Source organism: Acidocella sp., from assembly GCF_035535915.1.
GTDB lineage: Bacteria > Pseudomonadota > Alphaproteobacteria > Acetobacterales > Acetobacteraceae > Acidocella.
In genome coordinates this window covers 44235-59371 of the sequence record NZ_DATLPB010000029.1, presented here as the reverse complement: position 1 = coordinate 59371, position 15137 = coordinate 44235, and the positions used below count along the sequence as shown (strand labels likewise).

Here is a 15137-nt window from a genome sequence, read left to right as displayed (position 1 = left end):
ACAAATAACGCAGCCGTGTAACAAGAAAATCTCCGGCCCGTAACGGCCTGTCGCGCCCCGCACCACCCGTCGCGAAAAACGTCCTGAAAACGACAACGGCGTCCCCCAAAGGGGACGCCGTTGTAAAAACCGCAAAACCGAAAAATCAGCGTGAGTAGTATTCGATGACCAGGTTCGGGTCCATCTGCACCGGGAACGGTACATCGGCCAGCTTCGGCGCACGCAGGAACTTGCCCTTCATCGCGCGGTGGTCGACTTCCATATATTCCGGCACGTCCCGCTCGGCGGCCTGGGTGGCATCGAGCACCACGGCGAGCTGCTTGGACTTCTCACGCACCTCGACCACGTCGTCATCCTTCACCAGGTAGGACGGGATGTTGACGCGCTGGCCGTTGACCATGACATGGCCATGGCTGACGAACTGGCGCGCCGCGAACGGGGTGACGGCGAATTTCATGCGGTACACGACCGCGTCCAGGCGACGCTCAAGCAGCTCGATCAGCTTCTCCGAGGAGTCGCCCTTCAGGCGCACCGCTTCCTTATAATAGCGCAGGAAGGCCCGCTCGGAGATGTTGCCGTAATAGCCCTTGAGCTTCTGCTTGGCCATCAGCTGCACGCCGTAGTCGGACGGCTTCTTGCGGCGCTGGCCGTGCTGGCCCGGGCCATATTCCCGCTTGTTGACCGGCGACTTGGCGCGGCCCCACAGATTGACGCCAAGACGGCGGTTAATCTTATACTTACTCTCAGTGCGCTTGGTCACGGCGCGTGTCCTTCTTGTTGAATTACGCCAGTAGTCGTGCCCTGCCCCGCTTGCGCGAAACAGAACACGCGGGCGCAGGCGACCACCGCCTGTCCACGTTCCCGGCAACGAGTGCGCCCTCTAGCGGCGGGCCGCGCCGGCGTCAACTCACATATCGCGGGGGCACCTTCCCGCCCTGGAACATGATCATGCCGCGCGGAATGCACGAAGCTAAAACGATCACACTCTATGGTGGCGCGCCCGCTCTGCCGCCATAGTGCGGCGCATGAAGACCGTGCATAAAAAGCCGAAACCAAAGCCCGAAACCAAAGCCGCGAAGCCGGCCAAAGCGGTGAAGCCGCCGCGTGGCCTGCCGACCAGGGAGCAAGTCCGAGCCTATCTGGCGGCGGCGGAGCAGAAAATCGGCATGCGCGAGATCGCCCGCGCCTTCGGCGTCGGCGCTGACGACAAAAAAGGCCTGCGCGACCTCATGAAGAATCTGGCCGCGGACGGCGTGCTGGAACTGGCCGGGCGCAAACGCTACCGCGAGGCCGGAAGGCTGCCGGAAACGGCAGTGGTGGAAGTCACCGGCATCGACCGCGACGGCGAGGCCTTGGCCAAGCCGGTGGTATGGGACGGTCCCGGCCGGCCACCGATGATTTTCATGCATGCCGAGGCGCGCGGCCAGGCAGCCCTGGCCCCCGGCGCACGGGTGCTGGCGCGGCTGAAGCCGATCGGCACCGATAAATATGAGGGCCGTACTTTAAAGCGCCTAGCCGAACAGGCCGGCAGCATCGTCGGCGTGTTCCATCCGCACCCGCATGGCGGGCGGATCGAGCCGACCGACCGGCGGCAGAAGGCGGAATGGATGGTCCCGCCGGACGAAACCATGGGCGCGTTCGATAACGAGATCGTCCGCGCCGAGCCGCTGCCCGGCAAGCCGTTCGGCCCCAAACCGGCGCGCATCACCGAACGGTTGGGCCTCGCCACCGATGCGCGCTCCGTCAGCCTGATCGCCATCGCCACGCACGGCATCCCAATGGAGTTTCCCGAAGCAGCGCTGAAGGAGGCGGCCAAAGCCAAATCCGCGCCGCTCGGCAAGCGCGAGGATTTGCGCGACGTTCCGCTGATCACCATCGACGGCGCCGACGCGCGGGACTTCGACGACGCGGTGTTCGCCGAACCCGTCGCCGGCGGCTACCGGCTGATCGTCGCCATCGCCGATGTCGGGCATTATGTCCGGCCCGGCTCGGCGCTCGACCGCGCCGCCAAGGAGCGCGGCAATTCCTGCTATTTCCCCGACCGCGTCGTGCCGATGCTGCCCGAGGCGCTCTCCAACGGCTGGTGCTCGCTCCGGCCGGGCGAGGATCGCGGCTGCCTGTTCGTGGACATGCACATCGACGTGCATGGCAAAAAACAATCCCACCGCTTCGGACGCGGGCTGATGCGCTCGGCGGCGCGCATGACCTATGAGCAGGTTCAGGCCGAGTTCGGGGCCGACCCGACCCGGCATGCCCATCTCTATGCCGCGCATGCCTCTTTGTCCCAGGCGCGGCTGGAACGCGGCACGCTCGACCTGGATTTGCCGGAACGCAAGGTAGAACTGGATGAGGCGGGCCAGGTGAAGAATGTGGCGCCCCGCGCGCGGCTCGACAGCCACCGTCTGATCGAGGAATTCATGATCCTCGCCAATGTGTGCGCCGCCGAGGAGCTGGAACGCAGAAAGCTGCCATGCATGTATCGCGTGCATGCCCCGCCCAGCCCGGAAAAGCTCGACAATCTGCGCAATTTCCTCGCGACGTTGGATATTTCTCTGCAACCTGGCGATCAATTGCACCCGCGCGACCTCGATCGGGTGTTGAAACTCGTTGCCGGGACGGACAAATCCTCCCTCGTGAACGAAACCGTGCTGCGCAGCCAGAGTCAGGCGGAATATGGGGCCGAGAATATCGGCCATTTCGGCTTGGCTTTGACCAAATACGCGCATTTCACCTCGCCGATCCGCCGCTATGCCGATTTGCTGGTCCATCGCGCGCTGATCTCCGGATTGAAACTGGGGCCGGACGGGCTGAGCGAAGAGGACATGAGCCAGTTCGAGGATACCGCCGCCTTGATCACCGCGACCGAGCGCCGCGCCACTTTGGCCGAGCGGGATTCAACCGACCGTTACCTTGCGCTCTATTTGCAACACCGCGTGGGAGAAGTGTTTTCCGGCCGGGTTTCCGGCGTGACGAAGTATGGACTTTTCGTCACTCTACCGGAGAGTGGCGCGAGTGGATTTTTGAGCATGGCGAGTTTGCCGGACGATTTCTGGATGCATGACGAAGCGGGCCAGAGTCTCATCGGCAAGCGCAGCCGCCGGACCTATCAATTGGCGCAAACACTGGATGTGCGGCTGCTCGAAGCCCGGCCGGTGACCGGTGGCCTGTTGTTCAGCCCGGCCGAAGGCCCGAGCGGCGCCTATAGCCGGGGCCCGCGGCCCGCCCGCAAATCCGTCGGAAAGCAGAAGCAGCAGAAGCATAAGGCGAAACGCCTAAGGTGACCCGTAAAGTCTGGATTTTCGCGTTCTTGGTCCTGTTGCCATTCGGCGCCTGGGCGCAGCCCGTGGCCACGACCAATGCCGCGTTCGATACCGCCATGGCCGGTTCGGTGTGGGGCGCCGCCCTTGCCTATATCGAACCGCGCTCGCTGCAGGCCCTGACCATTCCGCAAATGACGATCTGGGGGCTGAACGGCCTTGCCGCCCTGGATCCGGACATGTCGGCGCAGTTGCAGGGCGACGAAATCCTGCTCTACGGCCCCAATCAGATCATCGCCGCGGTGCCCACCCCCCCTGCCAACGATGCGCAGGCCTGGGGACGCGTGGCGGCGAAGGTGGCGGCGGCGGCCTATGCCGTTTCGCCGGCTTTGCAGCAGGCCGGCACCCAGGGGCTGATCAGCAGCTTTTTCGACGAGCTGTTCAACCATTTCGACCCGTATTCGCGCTACGAGCCGCCGTTACAGGCCGCCCGGGAACAACTGATGGTCACCGGCCTCGCCGGCACCGGCGTGACCTTCGCCGCCGAGGGCAAGTTCGTGACCATCGGCGCCATCGCCGCCGACAGTCCGGCGGCGAATGCCGGCCTGGCGGTGGGCACGCGGGTCTTGGGGGTCAACGGCCGCCCCGCTTATCCCGCGGAAACCACCCGGCTGAATAACGCGATGCCGGGCCTTCTCGGCAGCACTGTCACGCTGCGTCTGGCCGACCCGGAAGCGGGCGGCGCGGTGCAGAACGTCACGCTCACCCGCGCTTTGATTCCGCCGCAGACCGTGATCTCCGAGCACTCGCCCGCCCCCGGCATCGCGGCGCTGAAAATCACCGACTTCAACGCCGGCACCGGCGACCAGTTTTCCGCCATGATCGCAACGCTGATGGCGACGAACCCGCCCCCCACCGGGCTCGTGATCGATCTGCGCGGCAATCGCGGCGGCGTGCTGCGCCAGGCCGTTCTGGTCGCCGATTCGCTGATGGCCGCCGGCCCGATCGCCAATGCCAGCGGACGCGACCCGGATGCGGACCAGGTATTCCGCGCCGAGGGCTCGGACCTGACCGGCGGCATCAGAATCGTTGTGCTGGTGGACGGGCAAACCGCCAGCGCGTCGGAAATCCTCTCGGGCGCCCTGGCCGATGACCACCGGGCCGTGGTCATCGGCTCCACAACCCTCGGCAAGGGCCTTGTGCAGACCGTCACCAGCCTGCCCGATGGCGGCGAGCTGTTCGTGACCTGGAGCCGAGTGCTGGCCCCCGATGGCTGGCCGCTGCAAATGCTCGGCGTCATGCCGCAGGTCTGCACCAGCCTGGGCGAGCAGGCTTTGGTCACGCAGGTCGCGGCCCTGGCCAACGGCCGGAACCTGATGACCCCGGCCCTGGCGGCCTCCCGCGCCATACGCGCCCCCGCGCCGGTCGATACCATCCTGAATGTGCGCGACCATTGCCCGGCGGCGATCGGCAGCGACCTTGATATGAACACGGCCGCCTTCCTGCTCACCCATCCCGCGGCTTATCAGACGGCGCTGTTGCCGTAGTAAGTAAGCGGCCGCTTTTTGAAAAAAGCGGCATCAAAAACTTTTGTTACTCTGGGCCGGTGGCGGTGAGACCAGCACGGCTCCAACCCTTGACGAAATGACCCGTTTTGCTTCATAGGGCGGGCTTCTGGAGATTCTGACATCATGGCCAAATCGAACGTCGTTCAAATCAAGCTCATTTCCACCGCCGACACCGGCTTCTTCTACGTGACGAAGAAGAATGCCCGCGCGCAGACCGGCAAGCTCGAATTCAACAAGTACGACCCGGTGGTGCGCAAGCACGTCCCGTTCAAGGAAGCCAAGATCAAGTAAAAGCCTTTTCGGCTTAACGGTTGCAAAACCCCCTGACGCACGGCGTAGGGGGTTTTCTGTATTGACCCGCGCTGTTTCCAACGCCGCCGGCCCAAAGTCCAAAAAGTTTTTGCGCCGCTTTTTTCAAAAAGCGGCCACTTCCTTTCTTTTAAAAATGCCGCCAGCCGGCCTTGCCGAAGCGCAAAACCCCGCCGGCCCGATCGCGCACCTCGACACCCTCACCTGCGACCATATGGCCGATGCGCGTGACGGGCAGCGCCCCGCAGGCGGATTTGAAGGCCGCCACGCGGTCCGGCGGCACGGTGACGACCAGTTCGTAATCATCGCCATCCGTTAGCCGCGCTTCCAGCATGGCGGCGCCGAACGCGGCGGCCTGCTTTGAGGCCGGCACATCATCCGCCACGATCACCGCGCCGGCGCCGGATTGCCTGCAGATATGGCCGAGATCCTGCAGCAGCCCGTCGGAAACGTCGATCGCCGCGGAAACGATGCCGGCCAACTCCAGGCCCACGCGCGGCTCCGGCAGCAGCGAGCGCCCGGTCAGATAGCCGGTTGGGTCGGCCAGTTTGCCGAAGCGCGCTTTCAGCCCCAGGGCGGCATCGCCAATGGTCCCGGTCACCCAGATTTCGTCCCCGGGCGCCGCCCCGCCGCGGCTGAGCGCCGCCCCCGGCGCGACATGACCGATCAGGGTGGCGGAGAGCGAGATATCGTGCCGCGCCGAGGAGCTGTCGCCGCCATACAGGCTGATGCCGTAGATCTTCTGGTCTTCCGCCAGCCCGGCCGAAAAACCGGCGAGCCAAGTTTCCTCCAGCCCTGCCGGCAGCGCGGTGGTGAGCAGATAGCCCATCGGCACCGCGCCCATCGCCGCCAGATCCGAAAGGTTTCGCCGCAGCAATTTGCGCGCGATCAAGGCCGGATCGTCGCCGGAGAGGAAATGCACGCCCTCCAGCATCTGATCCACGGTGAGCACCAGCTCACGCCCCGGCGGCGGCTTCAGCACCGCCGCGTCGTTGGCCAGGCCCAGCCCCTCCTCCCCCGCCAGCGGCACAAAATACCGGGCGATCCGGGAGAATTCGTCCGTCATCAGCCGGCCTGAAATTCCGCCGGGCGCAACAGATGCGCCAGACGGTCCAACACGCCGTTGGCCATGCGCGGCTCGTCTCCTGTGAAGAAACCGTAGGCGACGTCCATATATTCGTTGATGACGACTTTCGCCGGCGGCCCGTCGCTCAACCATAATTCGGCGCCGCCGGCGCGCATCAGCGCGCGCAGCACCGGGTCGAGCCGGGCGAGCGGCCAGCTCTCCGGCAACGCGGCGACCAGCATGGAATCGATCGTGTCCTGCTGCGTCGTCGCGGTGCGGACAATGCTGGCGAACAGCGGCACATGCGCCTCCGGCACCCGCCCTTCGTCCAACCCGCCGGCGGGAACCCCGCCGATGCGGTGGCGCACGAACTGGTCGATCACCGTCTCCGGGCTCGTACCGGCCTGCTCGGCCTGGTACAGCGCCTGCACGGCGGCGACGCGCGCCAGCGTTCTCGGCCGCCCGCTCACGGCGCCAGGTTCCGCGCCAGGGCGATCTGCTTGAGGCAGGCCACCGCCGCTTCCGCGCCCTTGTTGGCGCCGGTCTCGGCACTGCGCGCCAGTGCCTGGTCCACGGTATCCACGGTCAGCAGCGCCGTGCCCAGGCACACGGCGTGGCCGGTGGCCACCCGCATCAGCCCGTCCATGGCGGCGCCGCAGATGAAATCATAATGGTCGGTCTCGCCGCGCACGACGCAGCCGAGCGCGATGTAACCGTCGAATTTGCGCCCCACGCGCAGCGCAATGGCAAGCGCCTGGGGCAGTTCATAGGCGCCGGCCACCTCGACAATGGTGAGGTCGGCATTGACCTGGGCGAGAATCTCCCGCGCCGCCGCCATCATGCCGTTCACGACCTGGTCGTAATAAGGCGCGCTGATGACGAGGATTCGCGGGGCTGCGCCGGCCAGGCGCGGCGCGACGGGGAGCGGAGCGTCAGCGGTGCTCATCAGCCGGCCACCCCTTCGATGCCGCGCTGTTCGACCACGTTCAAACCGTAGCCTTCCAGACCAACGATCGTGCGTTTGTGGTTGGAAAGCAAAATCATGTCCTTTACGCCGAGATCGAGTAAAATCTGCGCGCCGATGCCGTAATCGCGCAGCGCCGGTTCGGTGCGCTTGCCTGCGACGAGGTCGCGGATGCGTTCGGAAACGGCGCCGGGGCGGTTCTCGCGGATCAGCACCACCACGCCGCGCTCGGCCGCGGCGATCTGCGCGAACGCGCCGTGCAGGCTATCGACATGCGCGCCGCCCAGCAGGTCGCTGATCGTATCGACCGCGTGCATGCGCACCAGCACCGGTTCCGCGCCGGAAATGTCGCCCTTCACCAGCGCCACATGCTCGACGCCATCGACCTTGCTTTGATAGGCGACCATGCGCCACAGCCCGCCCTGCGGGCCGGGCACCAGGCCCTGCTCACCGCGCTTGACCAGCCGCTCGGTGCGGCGGCGATGCGCGATCAAATCGGCGATGGTGCCGAGCTTGAGATTATGCCGCTGCGCGAACGCCACCAAGTCCGGCAGGCGGGCCATGGTGCCGTCATCATTCATGATCTCGCAGATCACGCCGGCGGGGATCAGCCCGGCGAGGCGGGCGATGTCCACCGCCGCCTCGGTATGGCCGGCGCGCACCAGGGTGCCGCCCTCGCGCGCCATCAACGGAAACACATGACCGGGCGAGACGATGTCCTCGCGTCCGAGCTCCGGGTTGATCGCCACCGCCACGGTATGCGCGCGATCGGCCGCGGAAATGCCCGTGGTCACCCCTTCCCGCGCCTCGATCGAGACGGTGAAGGCGGTTTCGTGCCGCGAGCCGTTGGCCTGGCTCATCAGCGGCAGGCCGAGCCGCTCGCAGCGGTTCTTCGTCATCGCCAGGCAGATCAGCCCGCGCGCATGCTTGGCCATGAAATTGATCGCATCCGGGGTGGCGAACTGCGCGGGGATGACCAGGTCGCCCTCATTCTCGCGGTCTTCGTCATCGACCAGGATGAACAGCCGCCCCGCGCGCGCCTCCTCGATGATCTCCGCGGCGGAGGCGATGTAATCATGCAGCCCCGCCGATTTCAGCGTCGATTTCAGGCCTTCCATCTGGCGATTCCTTTCAAAGCACCGGAGCGGCGATGGAGCCGGCCGGCCGTAGCGTCAGGCGCGAACAAATCACGCCTGGGAAAATTGCGCGAGGCGCGCCACGTAGCGCGCCAGCATGTCGATTTCTATGTGCACGAAATCCCCCACCGCAAGGGTTGAGAAATTGGTGTGAAGGGCGGTGTGCGGAATGATGTTGACGCCGAATTTGCGGCCGTCCACCTCGTTCACGGTCAGCGACACGCCATTGACGGCAATGCTGCCTTTCGGCGCGACGAACGGCGCGAGGGCGGCGGGCAATTCGAACACCCACCGCGTGGAACCATTTTCCGGCGTCGCCGACAGCGTTTTGGCCAGCCCGTCGACATGGCCGGAGACGAGATGCCCGCCGAGCTCGTCGCCCAGCCGCAACGACCCTTCGAGATTGATTTTGGTTCCCTCCCGCCAGTTTCCCAGCGTGGTGAGAGAGAGCGTCTCGGCCGAAACCTCCACGGCGAACCAATCCGGTCCCGCTTCGATCACCGTGAGGCAGCAGCCGGAACAGGCGATCGAGGCCCCGAGCTTCTTTTCCGCGCCGCGCCAGGGCTCATTGTCCGGCGTGGCGATGACGAAACGCGCGTCGCTGCCATCGCCGATCGGCTTCACGCTGCGGACCGTGCCGACCCCGGTGATCAATCCCGTAAACATCAAGGCGCCTTTCGATAGGTTGTCAGCCAGTCATCGCCCCAGCGTTCGCACGCCATGGGGATGAAACGCGGCATCGCGGCCAGCTTGGCGACGCCGAAGGCCTGCGCCGCCGGCCAGCCATCGCCGCCGATGATCCCCGGGGCATGGAACCAGGCGAGCCTGTCCACCAGATTGGCGCGCAGCAATCCCGCCGCAAGCGTGCCGCCGCCCTCGCAGAGAATCCGCGTCAGCCCTTCCTGCGCCAGCATTCTGGCCGCCGCCGGAAGATCGACGCCGGCGCTGGAGGCGGGCATTTCCATGGTTTTCGCGCCGGCCGCCTGCAGCGCCTTGCGGCGCGCCGGGTCGGCGCCGTCGCGATGCAGCAGCCAGAGCGGATGTTCCGCGGCGCCGCGCACCAGCCGACTCATCAGCGGCGTGCGCAGATGGCTGTCGATGACGATGCGCACCAGAGGCGCCTTGCGGAACCCCGCGATCCGGCAGGTCAGTTCAGGATCGTCCGCCAGCACGGTGCCGACGCCGACCAGCACGGCATCGTGCCGGCCGCGCATCGCATGCGCGGCGCGCCGCGCCGGCTCGCCGGTCAGCCAGGCCGATTCGCGCGTGCTGGTGGCGATGCGGCCATCGAGCGTCGAGGCGAGCTTGAGCCGCACCAAGGGCCGCCCCTGGGTGATGCTCATGACGAAGCCGGAAATCACGGCGCCGCACTCTTTTTCCAGAACGCCCGTGGTGACGGAAATCCCGCCCGCGCGCAGCCGCTGAATGCCGGCGCCATTGACCTTGGGGTGCGGATCGGTCGCGCCGATCACCACGCGCGCCACCCTGGCGGCGATCAACGCCTCAGTGCAAGGCCCTGTTTTTCCAGTAAAATTGCAAGGTTCCAGCGTGACATAGACGGTCGCGCCGCGCGCCTGCTCCCCGGCCATCGCCAACGCCGCCACTTCAGCATGCGGCCGGCCGCCGGTGGCGGTGCGCCCCCTGCCCACGACCCGTCCCTGCCGCACGATGACACAGCCGACCGAGGGGTTGGGCGCGGTCTCGCCCAGTCCCCGCCGCGCCAGCGCCAGGGCGGCCCGCATATAGGCTTCGTCGCTCATGCCTCACTCACCGGGTTCGGCCGGTTTCGGCAACGCGCCCATATGGTCGAGAAATGCTTCAAAATCCTTGCCTTCGCGGAAATCGCGATAGACCGAGGCGAAGCGCACATAAGCCACGGTATCGACGGTTTTCAACGTCTCCATCACCAGTTCGCCGATATCGTGGCTCTTCACCTCGGTCTCGCCGCTGGCTTCTAGCTGACGCACGATGCCGCTGACGATGCGCTCGATCTGCTCGTCATCCACCGGGCGCTTGCGCAACGCGATGCGCACCGAACGGGCGAGCTTGTCACGGTCGAAGGGCACGCGGCGCTGGTCCGCCTTCACCACGGTCAGCTCGCGCAGCTGCACGCGCTCGATCGTCGTGAAACGCTGATGGCAGCTCGGGCAAAAGCGGCGGCGGCGGATCGCGCTGCCGTCCTCGGTGGGGCGGCTGTCCTTGACCTGGCTATCAGCCTCACCGCAGAACGGGCAGCGCATCTCAGCTCCTTATCTGGCGTAGATGGGGAAGCGCGCGCACAGGGCTTTCACCCGCGCGCCCACAGCCTGCTCCGCCGCCTCGTTGGTCCCGTCATTGGACTTCGCCAGCCCATCCAGCACCTCGCCGATCATCAGCCCGATGTCACGGAACTCGGCGACGCCGAAACCACGCGTGGTGGCGGCCGGGCTGCCCAGGCGGATGCCGGAGGTGATCGCGGGCTTCTGCGGGTCGAAGGGAATGGCGTTCTTGTTGGCGGTGATGTGGGCACGCTCCAGGCTCACTTCCGCCGCCTTGCCGGTGGTGTTCTTCGGCCGCAGATCGACCAGCAGCAGATGGCTGTCGGTGCCGCCGGTGACGATGGCGAGCCCCTGCGCGATCAGCGTTTCCGCCAGGGTCTTGGCATTCGCCACCACCGCCTTCTGGTAGGCGTTGAACTCCGGGCGCAGCGCTTCGCCGAGGGCGACGGCCTTGGCGGCAATCACATGCATGAGCGGCCCACCCTGCAGGCCGGGGAACGTCGCGGAGTTGATCTTCTTCGCGATCTCCTCGTGATTGGTCAGCACCATGCCGCCGCGCGGACCGCGCAGGGTCTTGTGCGTGGTGGTGGTGACCACATGGGCGTGCGGCAATGGCGAGGGGAAAATCCCAGCCGCGACCAGGCCGGCGAAATGCGCCATGTCCACCATGAAATACGCCCCCACCTCGTCGGCGATGGCGCGGATGCGCGGGAAATCGATGAAACGCGGATAGGCCGAGCCGCCGGCGATGATCAGTTTCGGCTTCTTGCTCCGCGCCAGGGCTTCCAGCTCCTCATAGTCGAGCAGGCCGTCTTCCTTGCGCACGCCGTATTGCACGGCATTGAACCATTTGCCGGACATGTTCGGCGCGGCGCCATGGGTCAGATGCCCACCGGCGGCCAGCGACATGCCGAGCACCGTGTCGCCCGCCTGCAGCAGCGCCAGAAACACCGACTGGTTGGCCTGGCTGCCGGAATTGGCCTGCACATTGGCGAAACCGGCATTGAACAGTTTTTTCGCGCGCTCGATGGCGAGCGTCTCCGCGAGGTCGGCGGGACCGCAGCCGCCATAATAGCGCTTGCCGGGATAGCCTTCGGCATATTTGTTGGTCAGAACCGAGCCCTGCGCTTCCATGACGGCGGCGGACACGATGTTTTCCGAGGCGATCAGTTCGATACCGTCCTGCTCGCGCACCAGTTCCTGCCGCAGAATGCCCGCGATCTCGGGATCAATTTCGGCCAACGGGGCATTAAAAAAGCGCTGCAAATTCTGCGGCGCGGTCTGGTCGTTCATTCGGTCGGCTCCGTCTTGTTCAGTTTCGCGAGGCGGCGGTCATGCCGCCCGCCCTCATAGGGGGTAGAAAGGAACGCGCCAAGAATATCCAGCGCCACCTCTTCGCCGATAATGCGGGCACCGAGCGCCAGCACATTCGCATCATTATGCGCGCGGGTGAGCCGCGCGGTGGTCACATCATGCACCAACCCGCAGCGGATGTCGGGGTAACGGTTGGCGGTGATGCTCATGCCGATGCCGGTGCCGCACACAAGAATGCCGAAATCGGCGCGCTTCTCCGTGACCGCCGCGCATACCGCATGCGCGAAATCGGGATAATCGACGCTGGCCGGACCATCGGTGCCGAAATCCTGAACCTGATGCCCGCCCTCGATCAGCACGGCAGCCAGCCGGTTCTTGAGGGCGACACCGCCATGGTCAGCCCCGAGGGCCACGATCAAGGAACGAGTCATAGCGCCATCTACCATGGCGGCTTCGGCAAAGGAAACCGCGACGCCCCGCGCTGCGGAAACCCTGGGCCGCGAAAATGGCAAAAGGAAGCAAGAAAGCAAGCGCTACTTTTTGTGAACAAAAAGTAGCAAAAAAACTTTGCTACTTTGGGCCCGTGCCGTTTCACCGCCTCAGGCCCGGCGTAAACAAAAGTTTTTGCGCCGCTTTTTTCAAAAAGCGGCTGCTTGCTTCCCTGCTTTACGGCCAGATCAGCCCGCCCACCCCGCCGAGCACGCCGAAGGCACAGGTGATGACGGCAATGACGAGCACCACGACCAGGTAAGTGCCCTTGAGCCGCTGCGCCTCGGGCAGGGTCACCATCGCCAGCCGCACCAGGAAGCCCAGCACCAGCGGCAGCAGCAGCGCGTTCAGCACCTGCACGCCGACATTCAGCGAGATCAGATCGGGATAGAAACCGACCAACGCCGCGCCGCCAACCACGCACATCGTATAGACGCCGTAGAACCATTTCGCCTGCAGCGGATGGTGCTCCAACGACCGTTTACGGCCCGCCACCTCGCCAATCCCCCAGGCCAGAGCCAGCGACGCGACAATGGCGGCGACCATGCCGGCCCCCAGCACGCCGAGGCCGAATACCAGCTTGCCCGCTCGCGCCCCGAGATACGGCGTCATCGCCTGGCTCATCTGCCCCACAGTGGAGAGACTGGCCTGCGGTGCGTGCGGACGGATGGAGGCGGCGGCGGCAACCAGCACCGCGGCCATGACCGCCTGCGTGATCACCGCGCCGATCGCCGTATCCCAACGCGCCAGTTTATAGTCGGCGAGCGTGAGTTTTTTATCGGCGATCGCCGATTGCTGGTAGAAGATCATCCAGGGCATGATCACCGCGCCGATATTCGCCGCGACCAGATATTCGAAATTCGCGTTGAACAACGGCACCTGCACGGACTCCCGCGCCATCTGCGCCAGGTCCGGCCGCGCCGCCCAGGCGACGAAAAAGAACACCAGTTCGAACAGGCCGAGTACAAGGGCCGCGCGCTCCGCCCGCCGGTAGGACCCGGTGAGCACCACGGCCAGCAGAGCCGCCACCGCCAGCGGCAGCGAAACCGCATGCGGCACGCCATAGAGATCGCCGATGCCGGCAACGCCGGAGAATTCCGTGAGCAGCGCGCCGATCGTCGCCACCGCCAGCCCGGCGGCCGACAGCCAGGCCCAACCCGGGCCGAACGCCTCGCGGATCAGCTCGCCATGGCCGCGCCCGGTGAACACACCGAGCCGCACGGTGAGTTCCTGCACAATATAAAGCACGGGTGTGAGGAGCGCCTGCAGAAACAGCAGCTTATAGCCCCATTGCACGCCGCTTTGCCCGGCGGTGACGATCGAGCCGACATCGCTGTCGGCGAGCATGACCACCAGGCCCGGCCCGAAGACCGCCAGGAACGACATGCGTCGCCGCCATTTGGACCGGGCAGCAATCGTGGCGCTGTTGGTGGTCGGCGACGACATGGCTGCTTGGCTCCGCTCAATTCTTACGTACGCGACCGGCTGTTCGGCAGGGCCGGCAGGGACGCTTGGGCACGCATCATCCCGCATCTGCCCCCGCATCTGCAAAGGATGGACCGTCTCGATGGAAACCCGCCAGCTAGCCGCAGGGTTCACTCCTGTCAAATTGTCAGCCCCGCAATCGCCTGATCCGAGAACTCTGGCTTGCGGCGAAAGTCTGGCCTTACCGGCGGTTCTGGCCGATATTCCGCCGGCGCCTGTTTATAACAATTCGGATTGCCAGATCATGATCAACCGCACCTTTCCCGCCACGCGGCTGCGCCGCAACCGCCATGACGACGCCACGCGGCGCCTCGTTGCCGAAAACAAGCTTTCGGTCGACGATTTGATCTGGCCGATCTTCATCCGCGAAGGCACCGGCGCGGCGGAGGAGGTTGCTTCCATGCCGGGCGTGTTCCGCACCGCGCTGGACGGCCTGGCCCGCCATGTCGAGGAAGCAGCGTCGCTGAACATTCCGGCCCTCGCGCTGTTCCCGGCCACGCCGCGCGAGCACAAGGATGCCGAGGGCACCGAGGCGCTGAACCCGGACAACCTGATGTGCCGCGCTGCGCGGATCCTGAAGAAAGAATATCCGCACATCGCCCTGGTCGGCGACGTGGCGCTCGACCCCTATACCGACCACGGCCATGACGGCGTGCTGCGCGACGGCTACGTGCATAACGAGGACAGCGTGAAAATCCTCGTCGCCCAGGCGGTGAACCAGGCGGCGGCGGGCATCGACATCATCGCCCCCTCCGACATGATGGACGGGCGCATCGGCGCGATCCGCGCCGGGCTGGATGAGAGCGGCTTCATCAATACGCGGATCATGAGCTACGCGGCCAAATACGCCTCGGCCTTCTACGGACCGTTCCGCGATGCGATCGGCTCCGGCGGCGCGCTGAAAGGCGACAAGAAGACCTATCAGATGAACCCCGCCAATGCCGAAGAGGCGCTGGCCGAGGTGGCGATGGACATCGCCGAGGGCGCCGACATGGTGATGGTGAAGCCCGGCATGCCGTATCTCGACATCGTCCGCCTCGTGAAACAACGCTTTGAAATGCCGGTCTTCGCCTATCAGGTGTCCGGCGAATACGCGATGATCGTGGCGGCGGCGCGCAATGGTTGGCTCGACCATGACCGCGCGATGATGGAAAGCCTGCTCGGCTTCAAGCGCGCCGGCTGTTCCGGCATCCTGACTTATTTTGCCGTGGGAGCGGCGAAACGCCTGAGCGCCTGAAGCAAGGAAAGAAAGCGCTACTTTTTGTGAACAAAAAGTAGCAAAAAAACTTTG

Annotated in this window: 15 protein-coding genes; 4 read left to right on the top strand and 11 right to left on the bottom strand. The window is 65.5% G+C overall.

Features of this window, described 5'->3' with window-relative positions:
- Positions 1-145 precede the first annotated feature (145 nt).
- Positions 146-760, bottom strand: a complete 615-nt coding sequence (gene rpsD, locus VNC39_RS04110; RefSeq protein ID WP_325396450.1) for a 30S ribosomal protein S4 — start codon at positions 758-760, stop codon at positions 146-148.
- A 265-nt stretch (positions 761-1025) separates the two neighbouring features.
- On the opposite strand from rpsD, the gene rnr reads away from it, so the two are divergent.
- From rnr to rpmG, 3 genes are all read left to right on the top strand, one after another.
- The gene (rnr, locus tag VNC39_RS04105; protein ID WP_325396448.1) at positions 1026-3281 is read left to right on the top strand and encodes a ribonuclease R; all 2256 of its coding nucleotides are present in this window, start codon (positions 1026-1028) and stop codon (positions 3279-3281) included.
- Positions 3278-4804 (top strand): S41 family peptidase, encoded by a 1527-nt coding sequence (locus VNC39_RS04100; protein WP_325396446.1) that lies wholly within the window; start codon positions 3278-3280, stop codon positions 4802-4804. The genes rnr and VNC39_RS04100 overlap by 4 nt, the downstream gene beginning before the upstream one ends.
- Positions 4805-4948: 144 nt before the next feature.
- Positions 4949-5116 (top strand): 50S ribosomal protein L33, encoded by a 168-nt coding sequence (gene rpmG, locus VNC39_RS04095; RefSeq protein WP_325396444.1) that lies wholly within the window; start codon positions 4949-4951, stop codon positions 5114-5116.
- 148 nt (positions 5117-5264) lie between these two features.
- Here the strand turns inward: rpmG and thiL are convergent, their stop codons facing one another.
- The 10 genes from thiL to VNC39_RS04045 form a co-directional block, all read right to left on the bottom strand.
- Complete coding sequence (gene thiL / locus VNC39_RS04090; protein ID WP_325396442.1) at positions 5265-6200, bottom strand: thiamine-phosphate kinase; 936 nt, start codon at positions 6198-6200, stop codon at positions 5265-5267.
- Positions 6200-6670 (bottom strand): transcription antitermination factor NusB, encoded by a 471-nt coding sequence (gene nusB, locus VNC39_RS04085; RefSeq protein ID WP_325396440.1) that lies wholly within the window; start codon positions 6668-6670, stop codon positions 6200-6202. The genes thiL and nusB overlap by 1 nt, the downstream gene beginning before the upstream one ends.
- Positions 6667-7146: a 6,7-dimethyl-8-ribityllumazine synthase gene (gene ribH / locus VNC39_RS04080; protein ID WP_325396438.1), complete on the bottom strand. Its 480-nt coding sequence runs from the start codon at positions 7144-7146 to the stop codon at positions 6667-6669. The genes nusB and ribH overlap by 4 nt, the downstream gene beginning before the upstream one ends.
- Positions 7146-8282: a 3,4-dihydroxy-2-butanone-4-phosphate synthase gene (gene ribB, locus VNC39_RS04075; RefSeq protein ID WP_325396436.1), complete on the bottom strand. Its 1137-nt coding sequence runs from the start codon at positions 8280-8282 to the stop codon at positions 7146-7148. The genes ribH and ribB overlap by 1 nt, the downstream gene beginning before the upstream one ends.
- Positions 8283-8351: 69 nt before the next feature.
- Positions 8352-8966: a riboflavin synthase gene (locus VNC39_RS04070; protein ID WP_325396434.1), complete on the bottom strand. Its 615-nt coding sequence runs from the start codon at positions 8964-8966 to the stop codon at positions 8352-8354.
- Positions 8966-10060 carry a bifunctional diaminohydroxyphosphoribosylaminopyrimidine deaminase/5-amino-6-(5-phosphoribosylamino)uracil reductase RibD gene (gene ribD / locus VNC39_RS04065; RefSeq protein ID WP_325396432.1) on the bottom strand — a complete coding sequence of 365 codons (1095 nt, stop codon included), beginning with the start codon at positions 10058-10060 and terminating at the stop codon, positions 8966-8968. The genes VNC39_RS04070 and ribD overlap by 1 nt, the downstream gene beginning before the upstream one ends.
- A gap of 3 nt (positions 10061-10063) precedes the next feature.
- Positions 10064-10540: a transcriptional regulator NrdR gene (gene nrdR, locus VNC39_RS04060; RefSeq protein ID WP_325396430.1), complete on the bottom strand. Its 477-nt coding sequence runs from the start codon at positions 10538-10540 to the stop codon at positions 10064-10066.
- A 9-nt stretch (positions 10541-10549) separates the two neighbouring features.
- Positions 10550-11851, bottom strand: a complete 1302-nt coding sequence (gene glyA, locus VNC39_RS04055) for a serine hydroxymethyltransferase (protein ID WP_325396428.1) — start codon at positions 11849-11851, stop codon at positions 10550-10552.
- Positions 11848-12303 carry a ribose 5-phosphate isomerase B gene (gene rpiB, locus VNC39_RS04050; protein WP_325396426.1) on the bottom strand — a complete coding sequence of 152 codons (456 nt, stop codon included), beginning with the start codon at positions 12301-12303 and terminating at the stop codon, positions 11848-11850. Before rpiB ends, glyA begins: the two co-directional genes overlap by 4 nt.
- A 235-nt stretch (positions 12304-12538) precedes the next feature.
- On the bottom strand, positions 12539-13807 hold the full coding sequence (locus VNC39_RS04045) for an NRAMP family divalent metal transporter (RefSeq protein ID WP_325396424.1): 1269 nt from the start codon (positions 13805-13807) through the stop codon (positions 12539-12541).
- A 283-nt stretch (positions 13808-14090) separates the two neighbouring features.
- On the opposite strand from VNC39_RS04045, the gene hemB reads away from it, so the two are divergent.
- A complete protein-coding gene (gene hemB, locus VNC39_RS04040; RefSeq protein ID WP_325396422.1) occupies positions 14091-15083 on the top strand; it encodes a porphobilinogen synthase in 993 nt (330 codons plus the stop codon).
- Positions 15084-15137 lie beyond the last annotated feature (54 nt).

Excerpts from the sequence above, each read along its gene's own strand:
- rnr (WP_325396448.1), top strand. The coding sequence starts at position 1,026 with ATGAAGACCGTGCATAAAAAGCCGAAACCAAAGCCCGAAACCAAAGCC.
- rpmG (WP_325396444.1), top strand. The coding sequence starts at position 4,949 with ATGGCCAAATCGAACGTCGTTCAAATCAAGCTCATTTCCACCGCCGAC.
- thiL (WP_325396442.1), bottom strand. The coding sequence starts at position 6,200 with ATGACGGACGAATTCTCCCGGATCGCCCGGTATTTTGTGCCGCTGGCG.
- ribH (WP_325396438.1), bottom strand. The coding sequence starts at position 7,146 with ATGAGCACCGCTGACGCTCCGCTCCCCGTCGCGCCGCGCCTGGCCGGC.
- ribB (WP_325396436.1), bottom strand. The coding sequence starts at position 8,282 with ATGGAAGGCCTGAAATCGACGCTGAAATCGGCGGGGCTGCATGATTAC.
- VNC39_RS04070 (WP_325396434.1), bottom strand. The coding sequence starts at position 8,966 with ATGTTTACGGGATTGATCACCGGGGTCGGCACGGTCCGCAGCGTGAAG.
- ribD (WP_325396432.1), bottom strand. The coding sequence starts at position 10,060 with ATGAGCGACGAAGCCTATATGCGGGCCGCCCTGGCGCTGGCGCGGCGG.
- nrdR (WP_325396430.1), bottom strand. The coding sequence starts at position 10,540 with ATGCGCTGCCCGTTCTGCGGTGAGGCTGATAGCCAGGTCAAGGACAGC.
- glyA (WP_325396428.1), bottom strand. The coding sequence starts at position 11,851 with ATGAACGACCAGACCGCGCCGCAGAATTTGCAGCGCTTTTTTAATGCC.
- rpiB (WP_325396426.1), bottom strand. The coding sequence starts at position 12,303 with ATGACTCGTTCCTTGATCGTGGCCCTCGGGGCTGACCATGGCGGTGTC.
- VNC39_RS04045 (WP_325396424.1), bottom strand. The coding sequence starts at position 13,807 with ATGTCGTCGCCGACCACCAACAGCGCCACGATTGCTGCCCGGTCCAAA.
- hemB (WP_325396422.1), top strand. The coding sequence starts at position 14,091 with ATGATCAACCGCACCTTTCCCGCCACGCGGCTGCGCCGCAACCGCCAT.